Source organism: Nostoc sp. LEGE 06077 (assembly GCF_015207705.1).
Classification (GTDB): Bacteria; Cyanobacteriota; Cyanobacteriia; order Cyanobacteriales; family Nostocaceae; genus Nostoc_B.
Map to the genome: position 1 here is coordinate 83,053 of NZ_JADEWI010000002.1, position 15,494 is coordinate 98,546.

The 15,494-nt window shown below is 38.9% G+C and carries 13 protein-coding genes; 10 read left to right on the top strand and 3 right to left on the bottom strand.

The genetic code is table 11. The features are described 5' to 3' along the window. Nucleotides 1–196: 196 nt before the first annotated feature. From IQ244_RS01825 to IQ244_RS01855, 7 genes are all read left to right on the top strand, one after another. Complete coding sequence (locus IQ244_RS01825) at nucleotides 197–691, top strand: DUF2231 domain-containing protein (RefSeq protein WP_193889368.1); 495 nt, start codon at nucleotides 197–199, stop codon at nucleotides 689–691. Beyond that, nucleotides 688–1,293, top strand: coding sequence for a DUF2231 domain-containing protein (locus IQ244_RS01830; RefSeq protein WP_193889369.1), 606 nt, complete (start codon nucleotides 688–690; stop codon nucleotides 1,291–1,293). The genes IQ244_RS01825 and IQ244_RS01830 overlap by 4 nt, the downstream gene beginning before the upstream one ends. 19 nt (nucleotides 1,294–1,312) lie before the next feature. Then, a complete protein-coding gene (locus IQ244_RS01835; protein ID WP_193889370.1) occupies nucleotides 1,313–2,257 on the top strand; it encodes a cytochrome c oxidase subunit II in 945 nt (314 codons plus the stop codon). Further along, complete coding sequence (locus tag IQ244_RS01840; protein ID WP_193889371.1) at nucleotides 2,247–3,923, top strand: cytochrome c oxidase subunit I; 1,677 nt, start codon at nucleotides 2,247–2,249, stop codon at nucleotides 3,921–3,923. The genes IQ244_RS01835 and IQ244_RS01840 overlap by 11 nt, the downstream gene beginning before the upstream one ends. 6 nt (nucleotides 3,924–3,929) lie before the next feature. Then, nucleotides 3,930–4,625, top strand: a complete 696-nt coding sequence (locus IQ244_RS01845) for a cytochrome c oxidase subunit 3 (protein WP_193889372.1) — start codon at nucleotides 3,930–3,932, stop codon at nucleotides 4,623–4,625. Nucleotides 4,626–4,794: 169 nt separating this feature from the next. Then, entirely contained in the window at nucleotides 4,795–6,162 is a 1,368-nt protein-coding gene (locus tag IQ244_RS01850) for an NAD(P)/FAD-dependent oxidoreductase (RefSeq protein WP_193889373.1), read from the top strand. A gap of 65 nt (nucleotides 6,163–6,227) precedes the next feature. Continuing rightward, nucleotides 6,228–6,941, top strand: a complete 714-nt coding sequence (locus IQ244_RS01855; RefSeq protein WP_228058680.1) for a GNAT family N-acetyltransferase — start codon at nucleotides 6,228–6,230, stop codon at nucleotides 6,939–6,941. 368 nt (nucleotides 6,942–7,309) lie between these two features. On the opposite strand, the gene IQ244_RS01860 is transcribed toward IQ244_RS01855, so the two are convergent. Continuing rightward, nucleotides 7,310–7,816: a DUF1993 domain-containing protein gene (locus IQ244_RS01860; protein ID WP_193889374.1), complete on the bottom strand. Its 507-nt coding sequence runs from the start codon at nucleotides 7,814–7,816 to the stop codon at nucleotides 7,310–7,312. 82 nt (nucleotides 7,817–7,898) lie between these two features. Next, nucleotides 7,899–8,222 (bottom strand): thioredoxin family protein, encoded by a 324-nt coding sequence (locus IQ244_RS01865; RefSeq protein ID WP_193889375.1) that lies wholly within the window; start codon nucleotides 8,220–8,222, stop codon nucleotides 7,899–7,901. A 36-nt stretch (nucleotides 8,223–8,258) separates the two neighbouring features. Between IQ244_RS01865 and IQ244_RS01870 the strand changes: the two genes are divergently transcribed. From IQ244_RS01870 to IQ244_RS01880, 3 genes are all read left to right on the top strand, one after another. Beyond that, nucleotides 8,259–8,624: a hypothetical protein gene (locus IQ244_RS01870; protein ID WP_193889376.1), complete on the top strand. Its 366-nt coding sequence runs from the start codon at nucleotides 8,259–8,261 to the stop codon at nucleotides 8,622–8,624. A gap of 271 nt (nucleotides 8,625–8,895) precedes the next feature. Then, a complete protein-coding gene (msrB, locus tag IQ244_RS01875; protein WP_193889377.1) occupies nucleotides 8,896–9,390 on the top strand; it encodes a peptide-methionine (R)-S-oxide reductase MsrB in 495 nt (164 codons plus the stop codon). A 184-nt stretch (nucleotides 9,391–9,574) separates the two neighbouring features. Next, the gene (locus IQ244_RS01880) at nucleotides 9,575–14,185 is read left to right on the top strand and encodes a CHAT domain-containing tetratricopeptide repeat protein (protein WP_193889378.1); all 4,611 of its coding nucleotides are present in this window, start codon (nucleotides 9,575–9,577) and stop codon (nucleotides 14,183–14,185) included. Nucleotides 14,186–14,215: 30 nt separating this feature from the next. Here the strand turns inward: IQ244_RS01880 and IQ244_RS01885 are convergent, their stop codons facing one another. Further along, nucleotides 14,216–15,139, bottom strand: coding sequence for a DMT family transporter (locus IQ244_RS01885; protein WP_193889379.1), 924 nt, complete (start codon nucleotides 15,137–15,139; stop codon nucleotides 14,216–14,218). Between the last annotated feature and the right edge of the window lie 355 nt (nucleotides 15,140–15,494).

Here is a 15,494-nt window from a genome sequence, read left to right on the forward strand (position 1 = left end):
TTGATTACAGGAAAATTGTTATTTTTCAAAATTTGCTAAAGTTTTATTAACAAAATATAATAAAACTTTTTTATTAATCATCCTAACGATAGTATTTATTGTTTTATTTATTAGGTAAGAGTTAAGAATACTTTTGTGGAGAGCAATTTTAAAAGTTAAAACTCAATCATAAGTTAGCGATCGCCAGGAGAAAGCAATGTTCTCTCTGCCTCTGAATAGCCAAAATCTACCATACCCCAACCCCATCCATCCGATCGTTGTTCATTTCGTGATTGCGATGGTGCTTTTCTCATTCGTTTGCGATGTAATTGGTTATTTTAGCCACAACGTGCGTTTGTTTGAGGTTAGTTTTTGGAATATGTTTGTTGCAGCGATCGCCATTTTTGTCGCCATAATTTTCGGACAGTTTGAAGCAGGGCTGGCACAAATTTATCCAGCAGTGCAGCCTACACTCAATTTTCACACAATCATGGGTTGGTCACTGGGGGCGATCGTGGCGATTATTACAGCTTGGCGGTTTGTAATTCGCAATCATAACCCCCGCAAAGTTCCACCTGCTTACCTTGGTGCAGCAACTTTCTTGGTATGTCTAGTGTTGTTGCAGATATATTTAGGCAGCAAGCTGTTTTGGGTATATGGCTTGCACGTTGAGCCAGTCGTTGAAGCGATGAAGCCGGGAGGTTCGCCATGAACTCGCAACTGATTGACTCTTTAGGATTAAAGTTAGGTGCTAACGGACTGCCCTACGAAATTCCCATGCATCCAAAACTGGTGCATCTGACGTTAGGTTTATTTATTATTGCCATTTTATTTGACATAGCAGGATCAATTTTTCCTATAGAAAGACCCATCTTTAAATTCTTGGGTTTGACTGCTTTGCGTTCTGGCTTCTTCGATGTTGGCTGGTACAACATTTTAGGAGCATCTATTATTACTTTTTTTACCGTTGCATTTGGTTTTTTCGAGCTAATACTGGCAAACCCACCACTTAATCAAAAAAGTGATTGGGGGTTAAATGCCTCTATGACAATGGTTTTGCATGGTTTGGGTGGTGTTTTGTTGTTGGGAGTGATCGTTGCCATGACCGTCTGGAGAGGTTTACAACGCTACCATTGGCGCAAGGATGCTTCCCGACAAGTGCAGTGGGGTTATTTGTTAGTAGGGATTGCAATCATGGGTATTTTATATGTCCACGGAACTTTAGGCGGGCAATTAGCCTCGGAATTCGGGGTTCACGTCACTGCTGCTAAGTTACTCCAAGAGGGCGCAAATCCAAACTTATTAGCCAAATAAACGATCAGCGCCTGAGTTTATGTTGAGATTTTTAGAATATTTACTAATAGCTGGTTATATTGCTGTTTTGCTTATCATCAGTCATTGGATTGGACAATTAGCCTATTCTTGGATGCCACTGGAAGCTACAGCCGAAGCACAAAAAGTAGATAGTTTGTTTAGCTTCTTAACTGCTATTGGCGCATTTATTATTCTTGGCCTTGTAGGTATGATGTTGTACTCGGTAGTGTTCTTCCGCGCACCCAAAAATGACTACAGCGAGGGACATCCATCTAGAGGCGATATCAGGCTAGAAGTTTTATGGACAGCCGCTCCAACATTGCTAGTTTTGTGGCTGGCTTGGCAAGGCTTCAATATATATCAGCAATTAAATGTTTTAGGTTTGCAACAAGTTGTACATTTGCATACACCTCTAGAAGAACCAGCCTATGCCTCAGCAATTAGCGATATCCCTAAACCTGCTGATGAAACTATTGAGGTTTTCGTGAAGCAGTGGGATTGGACTTTCCGCTATCCCAATAATGTTACTAGTAATGAATTACACCTGCCTGTAAATCGTCGGACTCGCCTGAATATGCACGCTAAGGACGTACTCCACAGTTTTTACGTTCCTGAGTTCCGCTTACAGCAGTATATTGTCCCTGGACGCAACATTGACCTTGTAGTTACACCCATTCGCACTGGTGAATACAAGCTCAAAGACGCTTTATTTAGCGGTACTTACTTTGCTTTGATGGATGCCAATGTACACGTTGAATCCCTTGAACAATATAACCAGTGGCTTACCCAAGCAGAACCCGCATCAACGAGCATCAAAAATCAGGCTGTTGCTGAGTATAGTCAACCGCCAAAAACATTGTTTAAGAGTGGCTGGTACACTGTTGCACCTGAGCAAAGTGCGATCGCTCGGAACGCAACGCCAGAGGCGAACGCAAATCAAAGGAAAGTAATGAATGACACATGATTCTAGTGAAAATCCAACCCAAAATAGAGAGCCTGAAAGCGAATCGGAGAATAACTGGCGGCAATACTTCAGCTTTAGCACTGATCATAAGGTGATCGGCGTTCAATACATGGTAACGACGTTCATATTTTTCCTGATTGGCGGACTGTTAGCAATGCTCATCCGTGCTGAACTGATTACGCCAGCATCAAATGTGGTCGATCGCCCCCTGTATAACGGCTTGTTCACCTTGCACGGGACAATCATGATTTTTCTATGGATTATCCCCTTCAATGCAGGTATCTCTAACTACTTAGTACCACTGATGATTGGCGCGCGGGATATGGCATTTCCGCTACTTAATGCCATCTCTTTTTGGATTATTCCACCAAGCGGGATTTTATTAATATCTAGCTTCTTGCTGCCTAATGGGACAGCGCAGTCTGGCTGGTGGTCTTATCCCCCAATAAGTCTGCAAATTCCTCCAGGTCAACCAATTAACGGTGAATTTATTTGGATTGTCAGTATAGTCCTGATTGGCATCTCTTCAATTATGGGGGCTGTGAACTTTGTGACTACTATTTTTTGGATGCGCGCCCCAGGAATGACATTTTTCCGAATGCCTGTGTTTGTTTGGTCAGTTCTCAGCGCCCAGTTGTTGCAGCTGGTTAACTTACCTTCCTTAACAGGTGCATTGATATTACTATTATTTGACCTCAGTTTGGGGACGCAATTTTTTAAACCCTTAGAAAATGGCGACCCGATTATCTATCAGCATTTATTTTGGTTCTATTCCCACCCCGCAGTTTACATCATGGCATTACCAGCCTTTGGTATTTTTGCCGAGGTTCTGCCTGCCTTTTCCCGTAACCCCCTATTTGGCTATCGGTCATTAGCTGTTGCCTCTTTAGGCATCGCTTTTGTCAGCATCTTTGTTTGGGTACATCATATGTTTACCAGTGCTACCCCTGGCTGGATGCGGATGTTATTTATGGTGACATCAATGTTAGTTGCCGTACCCACTGGTGTCAAAGCATTTGGTTGGACTGCCACAATTTGGAAAAGTAAGCTGCACTTAGAAACACCCATGCTGTTTGCTATGGGAGGTGCAGCCATGTTTCTACTTGGTGGTGTGACTGGGGTGATGCTGGCAGCAGTCCCGTTTGATATCCACGTCCACAATACATACTTTATAGTGGGACACTTTCACTACATTGTCTTTAATACCATTACGATGGCAATTTTTGCTGCCATTTACTTTTGGTTTCCGAAGATTACTGGACGGATGTATGCCGAAGGCTGGGGTAAGGTGCATTTCTGGTTAACTTTCATTGGTGCTAACCTGACTTTCTTCCCTATGCTGCCACTAGGTTTACAGGGAATGGTACGCCGCATTTCTTCCTATGACCCACGCTATCAGGGTTGGAATGTCATCGCTAGTCTAGGGGGCTTTTTATTAGGAGTATCTATACTGCCTTTTATTGCCAATATGGTGGGTTCTTGTATGTATGGACAGAGAGCAAGTAATAATCCTTGGCTCGCTACAGGGTTGGAATGGACGACTACCTCACCCCCACCACGAGATAACTTTGAAGAAATTCCAGTTGTCAAAAGGCCACCCTACGACTACGGCGATCCTAAATACTCAGTCATAGAACCGCCTGACTATCATCAGCAAGAAAGCTAAGAACTAATGACAAATAATAAAAACTATCAATCTATAAATCGTGGCGTAATTCATGTCGATGAAAGTCCTATCCCTTTAGAACGGTGGCGGCAATACCTCCCACGTTGGCTAAAGCGTTTCTTACCAGTTCGTGGTGGACGTTCTCAAGACCATCATGGCAAAGCAATTTTTGGGTTTACTGTGTTCCTTTTATCGGAAAGCATCGTCTTTTTCAGTTTTATTTTTACATACGTCGGACTAAGGTTGACGCACTCAGGAAATTGGCTACCTGCTGGTGTTTCCGGGCCAAAACTATCTACTTTTGTAATTGTCAACACGGTGGTATTACTCTCTAGTAGCTTTGTCATTCAAACAGCCGAAAATTCTCTCAAGCATCATCAGTTTAATAAATTTCGGTGGCTATGGCTGCTGACAATTTGCATGGGAACCTATTTCTTAATCGGTCAAGGAATTGAGTGGAGCAACCTTGACTTTGGCTTAAGCACAGGATTAGTTGGTTCCACATTTTATGTATTAACAGGTTTTCACAGTCTGCACGTTCTCGCTGGTGTAATTTTACAAATAACTATGCTTGTTCGTTCTTTCCGGCAAGGCAACTATGAAAAAGGTCACTTTGGTTTGAGTGCTACCACTTTGTTTTGGCATTTTGTTGATATAATTTGGATCTTTTTATTCTCTCTTCTCTATCTTTGGCACGCATAAAAATATGCACAGATTAGTGATTTTGAGGAGTTCTAATATTTGCCATTGTTCTTATTGCTATTTTCATTGCCTTGTTTTTATTCATTTAACTAAATATCCATAGTCAAAATTTACTCTCCTCTGCGTGCAAAAAATTAATCTCTAATAACTAAGCAACTGAAGAGTTTTTATGAACAGCCCAGTTTACCAAACTGTAATTGTCGGTGGTGGTTTTACCGGATTATTTACCGCCTTACATTTAGCGCACGAACATTATCCTCGCTCTGTAATTTTGATTGATAGAAACGAGCGGTTTTGCTTTAAACCATTGCTTTATGAATATTTCGATGGCGAGATGGATACTGTGCAAGTAGTACCACGCTATTCGGAATTACTCAAAGGTAGCGGTGTTATTTTTGTGCAAGATGCTGTACAGTCAATAGACTTCCATCAACGGGAAGTTAAATTAGTTTCGGGTAACTCTTACAATTACAGCAACTTAGTATTAGCTTTAGGTAGCGTTACTGGCTATCATCACGTTGATGGTGCGAATGTTAATGCCTTTCCTTTTTGGACACAAGCAGATGCGATCGCACTTGACAAGCATTTACGCGACTGTTTACAAAAAGCCATCCAAACCCAAGATATAGAACAACGCCGCAAACTATTAACAGTAGTTGTCGTGGGTGGTGGTGCTTCTGGTGTAGAAATGGCAGCAACTTTAGCTGATTTCCTCCCACATTGGTATGCTGCTTTGGGCGGTAATTCTGGGGAAATTCGGGTGATTCTGCTCAATCATGGTGAAAAAATTCTTGACGGCGATATTAACGATCCGTTACGTCCAGTTGCTGAAAAAGAGCTACAAAAACGTAGCGTAGCAATTGAAATTATTACAGAAGCAGAAGCCACTGCTGTTCATCCAAATGCCGTTGAGTATAAAAGTCATGATGAAATTAAGATACTCGCAACACATACCACAATCTGGACTGCTGGCACTTCTATCCATCCCCTCATTCAAGAATTACCAATTCCCCAAGAACATCGAGATCATCATAATCGTCCCCTAGTCACTCCCACTATGCAATTGCTTGACTTTCCAGAAGTCTTTGCTGGTGGTGATTGTGCAGCAATTCAGGATAGTTCCCTACCACCTACAGCACAAGTGGCTTATCAGCAAGGAGCAAATATTGCTAATAATTTGAAAGCACTGGCACTAGGAGAAGACCTCAAACCCGCTAAGGTTAATATCCGGGGAACTCTGTTGAAGTTAGGATTACATGATGCTGTTGCTAACTTATTCAATATTTTTGAAGTTGCAGGTGAATCCGCGCACTTAATTCGTCAAGGCACTTATTTAACACTATTACCAACTCCAATTCATGACTTTAAAGCTACTACAGAATGGCTAGATGAAGAGATATTCCATCACCATCTCGATCCTCAAGATGTAGGTAAAAAAGTTGTCCAAGCAGTGGAATTAGTTGGTGCTGGGGTTGTTGGTGTTTTAGTTGCCAGAAAATTATTAAAAATGTTGGGAGATGAGGATAAAAATAAATAAGGAGTGGCAATTCAAAAAACGCTTGCTTGTTGTCCACACCAGGACTAAGAACATTTGAGCAAGATTTGAAACAGACTAAAAGTAATAATTGGTATACGCGCAAATCTGAATTTAGTATTGCAGAAGATCCAACTAGCTTCAAACATCCTCTAAAAGCGGAGTTAGACAGCGCAAGTGTTTTGCTGTATTCAGAAATAATGGCTGATATGGAGATAGTAACCAAGAGATTTCTGCTGCGTGATTTCGTTGAGTTAGATAGATCGCCATTTCTAAACTATCAAGCCGATCCACGCAGTCAGATATTTTATGAACCTAGCGAAGCTAGTCCCGAAAATTCAGCACGTTTGTTTGAGACATTTTGCACATGGGCTTCTGAGCAGCCTCGACTCAACTACCAACTTGCGATTGTCCCACGGCGTGAACCTTATGCGCTTGTCGGCTGCTGCGGACTGCGCTTAAGGGGGTGTGATGCAGGTGAAATGGAACTGGGGATTGAACTTGCACCAGACTATTGGGGGCGATATGCCTACGCGATCGAGGTTGGACGCGCCCTGCTCGACTTCGGATTCAGGGAACTAAGGCTAGACGTGATCTCTGGTTCTACAGTCAGTGCAAACGTGCGGATCGCTCGGTTGGCAGAGTGGATGGGAGCAGAAGTAGTTACCATCTGTCCAGGTTCCACATGGATGTCCGAACGAGGTTGGAGCGAGGTAAATTGGCGAATAACGAGAGCGCAGTGGAACCGTCGCATCACTGTTAGCCCTCCTCATCACCCTTAAAGAATGGTGATTCTTGACAGTTCACAGTTTCATCCTTTTTATGCAACTTTTGGCGTAAATTATGCTTCAAACGGTCAATAAATAGTTCAAAAATGCCAAAAACACTTTTAGCTCAAAATCAATGATTAGCGATCGCACTCATAGCACACATCGTTAACGGTCAACAATGGCGATCGCCCTTTGTGCCATTTTTTGAGCTAAATTTCAGGTTTTTAAACTCGAATTATAGGTTTGAAGTATATCTTGACTACCTACGTCGTGAACTATAGCGTTTCCAACTCTGGTGGGGTGTATTTCATCTGCCTGAGAATTGCTATATATCCTGTCCTTTTTGGACAAAAAGCATTCGACTCGAAAAACCATATACTTTAAATTTGACCAAGGAAGTCTTTTTTACCAAGTTCTACACCACAGTGCCGAAGAATGTCATAAGCCGTTGTGACATGGAAATAAAGATTGGGTAAAACAAAGTATAGAAGAAACTGTATTCCTTGAAAGGATAAAGTGTTTTCACGTATTTGTAGAGTAATAGTTCTTTCTTCTGAACCATCAATTTGTTCAGGTTTAAATGTATTTAAATGCGAAATGGTCTTTTGAATGCGCTCAATAAGTTGAAGAAATGTAGTTTCATTATCCTCAAACTGGGGTGGTTCTAAGCCTGCAAGTCTGGCCATACCTCTATTTACTATGTCACAGGCGATCTGTACTTGTTTTGATAATGGAAACATATCTGGGGATAAACGACTATTAATCAATACAGAAGGATCTATTTTTTTGCTTTCCGCATACACAACACCTTTTTCTAAAATACTTATAAGATTATTGAGTGCGTGAATAGAAACGGGTATCGAAGCTTGGTACATAGAAATAGTCATTAATATTCTCCAGGAGAGGTTTAAATAAGTTTGAGAAAGAAAATTCTAGGCAGTTTTTTGTTCGCGCAAAAACTTAAAATAATTAAGCCAAATACTTATCGATGCTGCAACTAAATTCTTCATAGGATTTAACACCGACAATTGTTTGAACCAACTTGCCTTGCTCAAAGAACATAACAGCCGGAATACTACGAATGCCAAATCGTTTAGCGACAGGTTGGTTGGCATCGAGATCTAGCTTAAAAACTTTGACGCGCTCACTGTACTCTAATGCGAGTTTATCTATCAAAGGTGCAATGAGTTTGCATGGGCCACACCAAACAGCAGTACAATCTACTACAAATAATGGCTCGGTTTCTAGCAGCGTATCCAACTCGTTTTCGTCTTGAATATAAAGGGCAGTCATAAATTATCTGCAAAAGAGCATTATCTCATAGCTGCGTTGCTTCTACTGCAACATCATGGGAAAAGCGATCACTTTAGTAGCAACAATCCACTTCGTATACCCACAAAACAAACTCGTGTCAATCCTTATCATTATCACAAGAAGGTGGCGGCTTATATTCGTAAATATGATAACTATTGCAGCGATCGCGCAACTAGCCATCGACAGATGTTCTTGGAGCCAAATTTAGTAGAATATGATGGCGCAAAACACAAGGGAGCCGCAGGATTCTCTCTGCAAGCATTAAGAAAAAAGGAAGGAATTAGCAGCAGGCGTGTTATCACGCTTATATTTTCGCTTATATTTTTGAGAAGTGGCGATCGCCTGTCACTGGGTAACAAGGTTGGGACTGACATGAGCTAATTTTAAGAGTCAGACTTTACTCAGGTAGCGATGTATAAACTGTACGCACACATTGCCCTCTCCAACACCAGTTTCGGATGCACTATAAACAGCCGCAGCCAGTCCCACCGGAAATATCATACTTTTACACAATTTGCGCTTATCTTGAAAAAAAATTAAGCAAAAACTCATAATAGATATATAGCGTTTCTCATCTTAGTGGGTTACATTTCTTTGATGGCAGAGATTAGAGGCTGGGGAATATATACCTAATTAAATTGGTAATTGCTATATGAAAAAACGCTATTTTTTAGAGGCAGGTGCCGTATTAACAGGTGCAGCCTTATTATCACAGTTTATCAATCCGAGGGCAGAAATCGTGGCAAGTTCTAATACTGAGTTTGAAGTTACCAAATCTGAAGAGGAATGGAGTAAAGTTTTAACAAAAGAACAGTTTTATGTTTTGCGTAAACATGGAACCGAACGCGCTTTCACAAGTTCGCTTGATAAAGAGTACGGAGAAGGTAGTTATGTGTGTGCGGCTTGTGAATTACCACTGTTTAAATCTGATACCAAATTTAATAGTGGTACTGGCTGGCCAAGTTTCTTTAAACCAATTGAAGGTGCGATCGCTACTACTGTAGATCGGTCGTTATTCATGACGCGCACAGAAGTTCATTGTCGCCGTTGTGGTGGACATTTAGGCCATGTATTTGCTGATGGCCCTGCACCCACAGGTCAGCGTTACTGCATGAATGGTGTGTCGTTGAAGTTTATTCCTGCTTAATTTAGTTAAGGTGCGATCGCTTCTATAACTCAACAACACAAAAGCCCAGTTTTTTAGAAAACTGGGCTTCTGCTTTCTTACGAATTATTAAAAATAGCTGTATTTTTAATAAAAATATACTTACGTATTGTATCTCTATCTTATACCAAGTTAAAAAATATTGGCAATATAATATATTAATTAAATGCGTTATAACTTCAAAAGCTTTACCATTACAACCCTTATACTTTCTCTGTTTTGTCCTATAGGACTATCGGCAAATAATGTCTTAATCAAGCAGACATTAGCACAAACTGTTACGCAACCTAAGCGCAAAGCACAAGCAGATAAACTCTACCAACAAGGAGTGCAACAGTACCAGCGTGGATATTATGACGATGCAGTGAGAAGTTATGAACAAGCCTTAGCTATTTACCGCCAACTTGATGATAAAAAAGGAGTTGGGCAAACGCTCAATAATTTAGGACAGGTTTATAATTTAATATTTCAATACCAAAAAGCATTAGAACTTTTGCAACAAGCTTTAGCAATTCGCCAACAAATTAAAGACCGTGCAGGTGAGGGAGAAACTCTTGATAATCTTGGCGCAACTTACTTCAACTTAGATCAAAATGAGCAGGCTTTAGAAACATTACAGCAAGCTTTATTAATTCGCCGTGAAGTCAAAGATAAAGCCGGAGAGGGCGTTACTCTTAGTAGAATTGGGTTAACTTATTCTTATTTAAACCAACAACCTAAAGCTTTAGAAATTTTACAGCAAGCATTAAAAATACATCAAGAGATTGGAGATAAGTTTCAAGAAGAATATACTCTATCTAGAATAGGTATAGTTTACAAAAATATATCAAACTATCCTCGTGCTTTGGAATGGTTTAATAAAGCTTTGGCTGCCAGTAGAAAAGTAGGAAACCGTGCATTTGAAGGAAGATTGCTATATTTTATTGGGCTTACATATAGCAACCAAAAAAAAGATGACATCGCTTTAGATTCTTACCGCCAAGCCTTAGCAGTTCAACGCGAAATTAAAGATAAAACTATTCAACTGAACACTTTAAAACTAATTATTTCTCAATATTTATTAATTGCTACAAATGCTAATGTCAGTGGGATAACATCTCAAGCAAAAAATATATCTAATCAAACAATTAAGTTGGCTGAGGAAGCTTTAGTTATTGCTAAAGAATTGAATAAACTAGAAGAAGCAGCCTTCGCATTAGGAGCATTAGGCAGTGCTTACCAATATTTAGGAGATAATCAGAAAGCCATTGAATTATTACAGCAATCAATTAAAATTGCACGACAGATTAAAGCACTTGATAAAGAACATTCTGCTTTATCTGGGTTAGCATCAATTTATAGTAGCCAGGGAGAAAATCGCAAAGTAATTGAGTTAAGACAGCGAGAAGTAGAAATTTATAGAGAACAGAAAGATACTGCCAGTGAAGTTAGTGTATTATTAACTATTTGCAGTACATATAATGTATTGACAGATTATCAAAAAGCAATTGAAGCTTGTCAACAAGCTTTAGTTAAATCAAAAGACATAAAAATTACTGAATTACCACCTACAATACAAGATTATGCTCTCAGTTACCCAGCATCTGCTTTACAAGGCTTGGTTCTTATTTATAATAATCTTGGAGAATACGAAAAAGCACTAGATTTTGCTAAACAAAGTTTAAGTGCAGTACAAAATCTTCACCGACCAAAATTAGAAGCTGATGCGTTAATTTATTTAGGTTATGTATATCAGGATTTACAAGACTTTCCTAAAGCTATTGAAGTTACTCAGCAAGCTTTAGATATTACCCGTCAAATTAAAGAACCGCAGCTAGAAGCAAATGCTTTAGAGCAACTCAGTGGAATTTATATACGAAAGGGGAATTATAACTCTGCTATTGAGTTAGCACAACAAATTTTAACTATTGGTAAACAGTTACAAAACTCAGGGATAGAAGCAGATGCTTTAGATAAATTAAGTGAAATTTATCTAAAACAAGGTAACTATCAAAAAGCCTTGGAATTAAGACAACAGCAATTAGTAATTTTTCAAAAAAGTAATAAACGTTCTTATCAAATTGCTACTTTAAGTAAATTCAGTGACATTTACCTTTTATTAGGAGATACGCAAAAAGCTATTGAAGTAGCAAATCAAGCTTTAACAATAGCAAGGCAATTAAAAGCGCCTGAGTATGAAATGCAACCTTTAACAAGGCTTAGTAGAGCATATAATACACAAGGAGAATATGAGCAAGCAATAAAATATGCTCAACAACATTTGGTCATAGCTCAAAAATCCCAAAATTTCGTAAATATAACGCTTGCTTCACTTAATCTTAGTAATGCCTATGATTCGCTAGGAGAATATAATAAAGTTATTGCTATAGCAGAACCAGGATTATTGTATACTAAAAAATCTTATATTCGTCCTCTAGAAGCTCAAAGTTTACTCTATTTAAGCATTGCTTATACCAGCATTGGTAATTACCAAAAAAGTAAAGAATTAGTAGAGAAAAGTTTAGCAATTATACGAGAAATTAAAGACAGTTCTTTAGAAGCTCAAGCACTAGCTTCTCTAGGGAATGTTTACAGAAATATCCAAGCTTATCCCCAAGCTTTAGAGTTATCACAACAAAGTTTAAAAATTGCTCAAGACATCAAAAGCCCTGCATCTGAGGTATATGCGTTAGCTAATCTTGGCGATACATATAGTAATTTGGGTGCTTATCAAAAAAGCAATGATTTTTATCAACAACTCGTAGCCAAACAGCGACAACTAAAAAATCGCAATGGAGAAGCTTTTGCTTTACTGGCGATCGCAAGTAATTACTACAGTACCGGAGAAGCACAAAAAACTGTAGATTTTGCCCAACAAAGTTTAGCTATTTTAAAAGCAAGTAAAAAACCAGCCTGGGAAATCATACCACATCGGATGTTAAGCCTAGCCTATGGTGAACTGGGTAATGATCAACAAGCAATACAGGAAATACAGACAGTTTTAGCATTTGCTAGAAAGGTTCAGAACCCAGTTTATGAAAAAGATGCGCTGACTGTTTTAGGAGATTTACATCGCAAATTTGGCAGAAAACAGCAAGCACTTACAGCTTATCAACAAGCATTAACAATTCAAACTCCTACAGAAGTTACAGGTGGCGGTTGGGGTATTTATGCTGGCTTAGGTCGTACTTACGCTGATTTAAATCAACCAAACGTAGCTATTACTTATTACAAACAATCTATTAATGGAATTGAACAAGTTCGTCGTAATATTGATGGACTACCACAACAGTTACAAGCTTCTTTTTTGCAAACAAAAATTGATTTTGGTAAAGTAACAACCTCTGATATTTATCGTCAATTAGCAAATTTATTACTAACGCAGGGTAGGGAAAAAGAAGCAACTCAGGTTTTAGAACTGCTCAAAATTCAAGAAATTAAAGATTTTGCCACTACTGGTGTTTCTCTAACAGATAAACCAAAGGTTGTTTTAAATCCGGTTGAGACAAAAATTGCGGCACCGAATCAATCGATTGTCGCTTTAGCAAAACAAATTAGCGAGTGCGAACAAACTAACTGCAAAGATAAAGCAAAACTCAACGATAACCTGACAAATGTAGTTGCTGAATTCAATCAAGAATTACAGAAAATTGACACAGAAATAAGGGAACGTATAGCAAAAGATCCTGGTGCATTTCGTCCTGACAGTCCCAAAGTTTTAGAAATAGTCAAAGCACAACCAGGTACAGTGATGATTTATCCTGTAGTATTAGAAGATAAACTCTGGTTACTTTTGTATTCTGGCGATGCTGCGAAAAAGTTTGAAGTCAAAGTTGGACGAGACGAATTAGGAAATACAGTCCAAGAATTTCGGCGGTTAATTGGAAGATGCCAAAATATTACTTGTGACGCTAAGGAAGTTTCTCAAATTCAATCAGTTAGTCAAAAACTGCATAGCTGGTTAATTAAACCATTGGAGACAGAACTAAAAGAAAATAAAGTAACAAATCTCGTGTTTGCTCTTGATAGGGTAACACGTTATATCCCTATGAGTGCTTTGTTTGATGGTAAGCAATATTTAATTGAGAATTACACTGTTTATAATGTTTTATCCGCCGATTTAACAGATACTACTGCTACCTTACCCGCAGGAACAAAAAATACTTCAGTTTTAGCAATGGGAGTTTCTCAAGCAGTGGCTGGTTTTGATGCACTAGAAAATGTCCCCGCAGAGTTAAATACAATTGTTAAAACTAATAATAATCCAAAAGGTATATATCCAGGGCAAGAATATCTCAATAATACCTTTGATTTTCGGACTTTGCGAGACAATCTTACAGGTAATCAAATTTTGCATCTTGCTACCCATGCGGAATTTATTCCTGATAGCAAAGATGCTTCTTATTTGTTGTTAGGAAATGGTGAAAAACTAGCAATTCCGCAGATTCAAACTTTAACCGGGTTAAGCAATATTAATTTAGTTGTTTTATCTGCTTGTCAAACAGCCCTTGCTGGTTCTCGTCAAGATGGCGTAGAAATTGCGAGTGTTGCATATTCATTCCTCAATCGAGGTGCAAAAGCAGTCATCGCTTCTTTGTGGTTAGTGGACGATCGCAGCACTACTCTGCTAATGCAGCAATTTTACAATAATCTCGCTAATAAAAATCATCCCACCAAAGCTGAAGCTTTACGCCAAGCACAGTTAAGTTTACTACGGAGTCATTCAGGGAATACAGAATATGATTATTCTCACCCTTATTACTGGTCGCCATTTATTTTGATTGGTAATGGATTGTAATCAAAATAAAACATTGCCAAGCATTGCCAATTACCTTTTTTTACCCAATGCGATCGCCATTGAACCAGTTACTACTAAACTAGCCCCAATCATACCAGTTAAGGTAACATGATCTACGGGAATTAAATTAGGGATGAATATTGCGACTAACTCAACAGATAGTAATGTCACAATTGGGGCTAAAGTCAGCACTGCACTGACTCGTGATGCTTCCCAATGTTCTAATGATTCTGCAAAAGCACCATAAGCAATTAAGGTGTTTAACGCACAAAAAATTAACATTCCTAACTCTAAATTATTCAGTTTTAATATAGTGTCTGGTTTTGCCACAGGTGTAAATAATAAAGCTGCGCCTCCATAAATCAGCATCATGATATTAGGAGAAGATAAAGACTGTAATAACTGCTTTTGGGCTAAAGCATAAATAGCCCAGACAGATGCACCTACGGCTACCAAAGCACTACCAAAAATATATGTGCTGTGTGCGGTAATTAAGTTGCTTAGTTGGTCATGGAAAAATATTACATACCCACAAATTAATACACCAACACCAAGCCATTGGCGGAGTGTATAACGTTCGTGAAAAATAACTAACCCACCTAAGCCTAATAATAAAGTAGCTAACTGAATCAATACTTCTGCATTCGCCGGAGATGTTAGCGCCAAACCCTGCATAAAAAAGAAATAATTAGCCCCTAACATTAGTGTAGCGATCGCTAACAACTTCCAAGCAGCAGCAGGCAATTGTCTTAATTTTGGTAACTCTCTCCGTACCCCTAAATATCCACTTAGTAGGATAAAAGACACAAAAAAGCGAAACCAAATCACTGTATAGACATCAAGCCCTTGCAGTATCACCGCCAGTGCGATCGGTAAAATTCCCCATAAGAAAACAGTCAGTAGAGATAATGCCAGGCCTAAACGCCAGCGGCCAGAGTTTTGATGTAGTGACATAGAGTTATGGTATCAAAACTTCACCTGTTCATACAGACCTGAAAATTTCTTTCGTCACAACACCAGCAATTGCATCCTTTGTTACTATTTACCAAGCCGTACCTTAAAAATTGATTAATTTTTTATTATTGAGTCTAATTTCAAGATGCTAAAGATAGAAGTATAAAGTAGTATGTATATCTTATTGACGAAATTACTTAGTCAAAGCTAAATTTCAGGCAGTGAAAGATTACTATCGAGGATAAACTTTAGTTTGAGCTTTAAAAGTTAATCATTTATCAGGAAAATTATATTTTTTAATTCTTTTTTGCCGAAATTGTGTATTTTTTACCATTATCTTGACTCAGCGGGTGGC

Coding starts and splice junctions, on each gene's coding strand:
- IQ244_RS01825 (WP_193889368.1), top strand. CDS start 197: ATGTTCTCTCTGCCTCTGAATAGCCAAAATCTACCATACCCCAACCCC.
- IQ244_RS01830 (WP_193889369.1), top strand. CDS start 688: ATGAACTCGCAACTGATTGACTCTTTAGGATTAAAGTTAGGTGCTAAC.
- IQ244_RS01835 (WP_193889370.1), top strand. CDS start 1,313: ATGTTGAGATTTTTAGAATATTTACTAATAGCTGGTTATATTGCTGTT.
- IQ244_RS01840 (WP_193889371.1), top strand. CDS start 2,247: ATGACACATGATTCTAGTGAAAATCCAACCCAAAATAGAGAGCCTGAA.
- IQ244_RS01845 (WP_193889372.1), top strand. CDS start 3,930: ATGACAAATAATAAAAACTATCAATCTATAAATCGTGGCGTAATTCAT.
- IQ244_RS01850 (WP_193889373.1), top strand. CDS start 4,795: ATGAACAGCCCAGTTTACCAAACTGTAATTGTCGGTGGTGGTTTTACC.
- IQ244_RS01860 (WP_193889374.1), bottom strand. CDS start 7,816: ATGACTATTTCTATGTACCAAGCTTCGATACCCGTTTCTATTCACGCA.
- IQ244_RS01865 (WP_193889375.1), bottom strand. CDS start 8,222: ATGACTGCCCTTTATATTCAAGACGAAAACGAGTTGGATACGCTGCTA.
- msrB (WP_193889377.1), top strand. CDS start 8,896: ATGAAAAAACGCTATTTTTTAGAGGCAGGTGCCGTATTAACAGGTGCA.
- IQ244_RS01880 (WP_193889378.1), top strand. CDS start 9,575: ATGCGTTATAACTTCAAAAGCTTTACCATTACAACCCTTATACTTTCT.
- IQ244_RS01885 (WP_193889379.1), bottom strand. CDS start 15,139: ATGTCACTACATCAAAACTCTGGCCGCTGGCGTTTAGGCCTGGCATTA.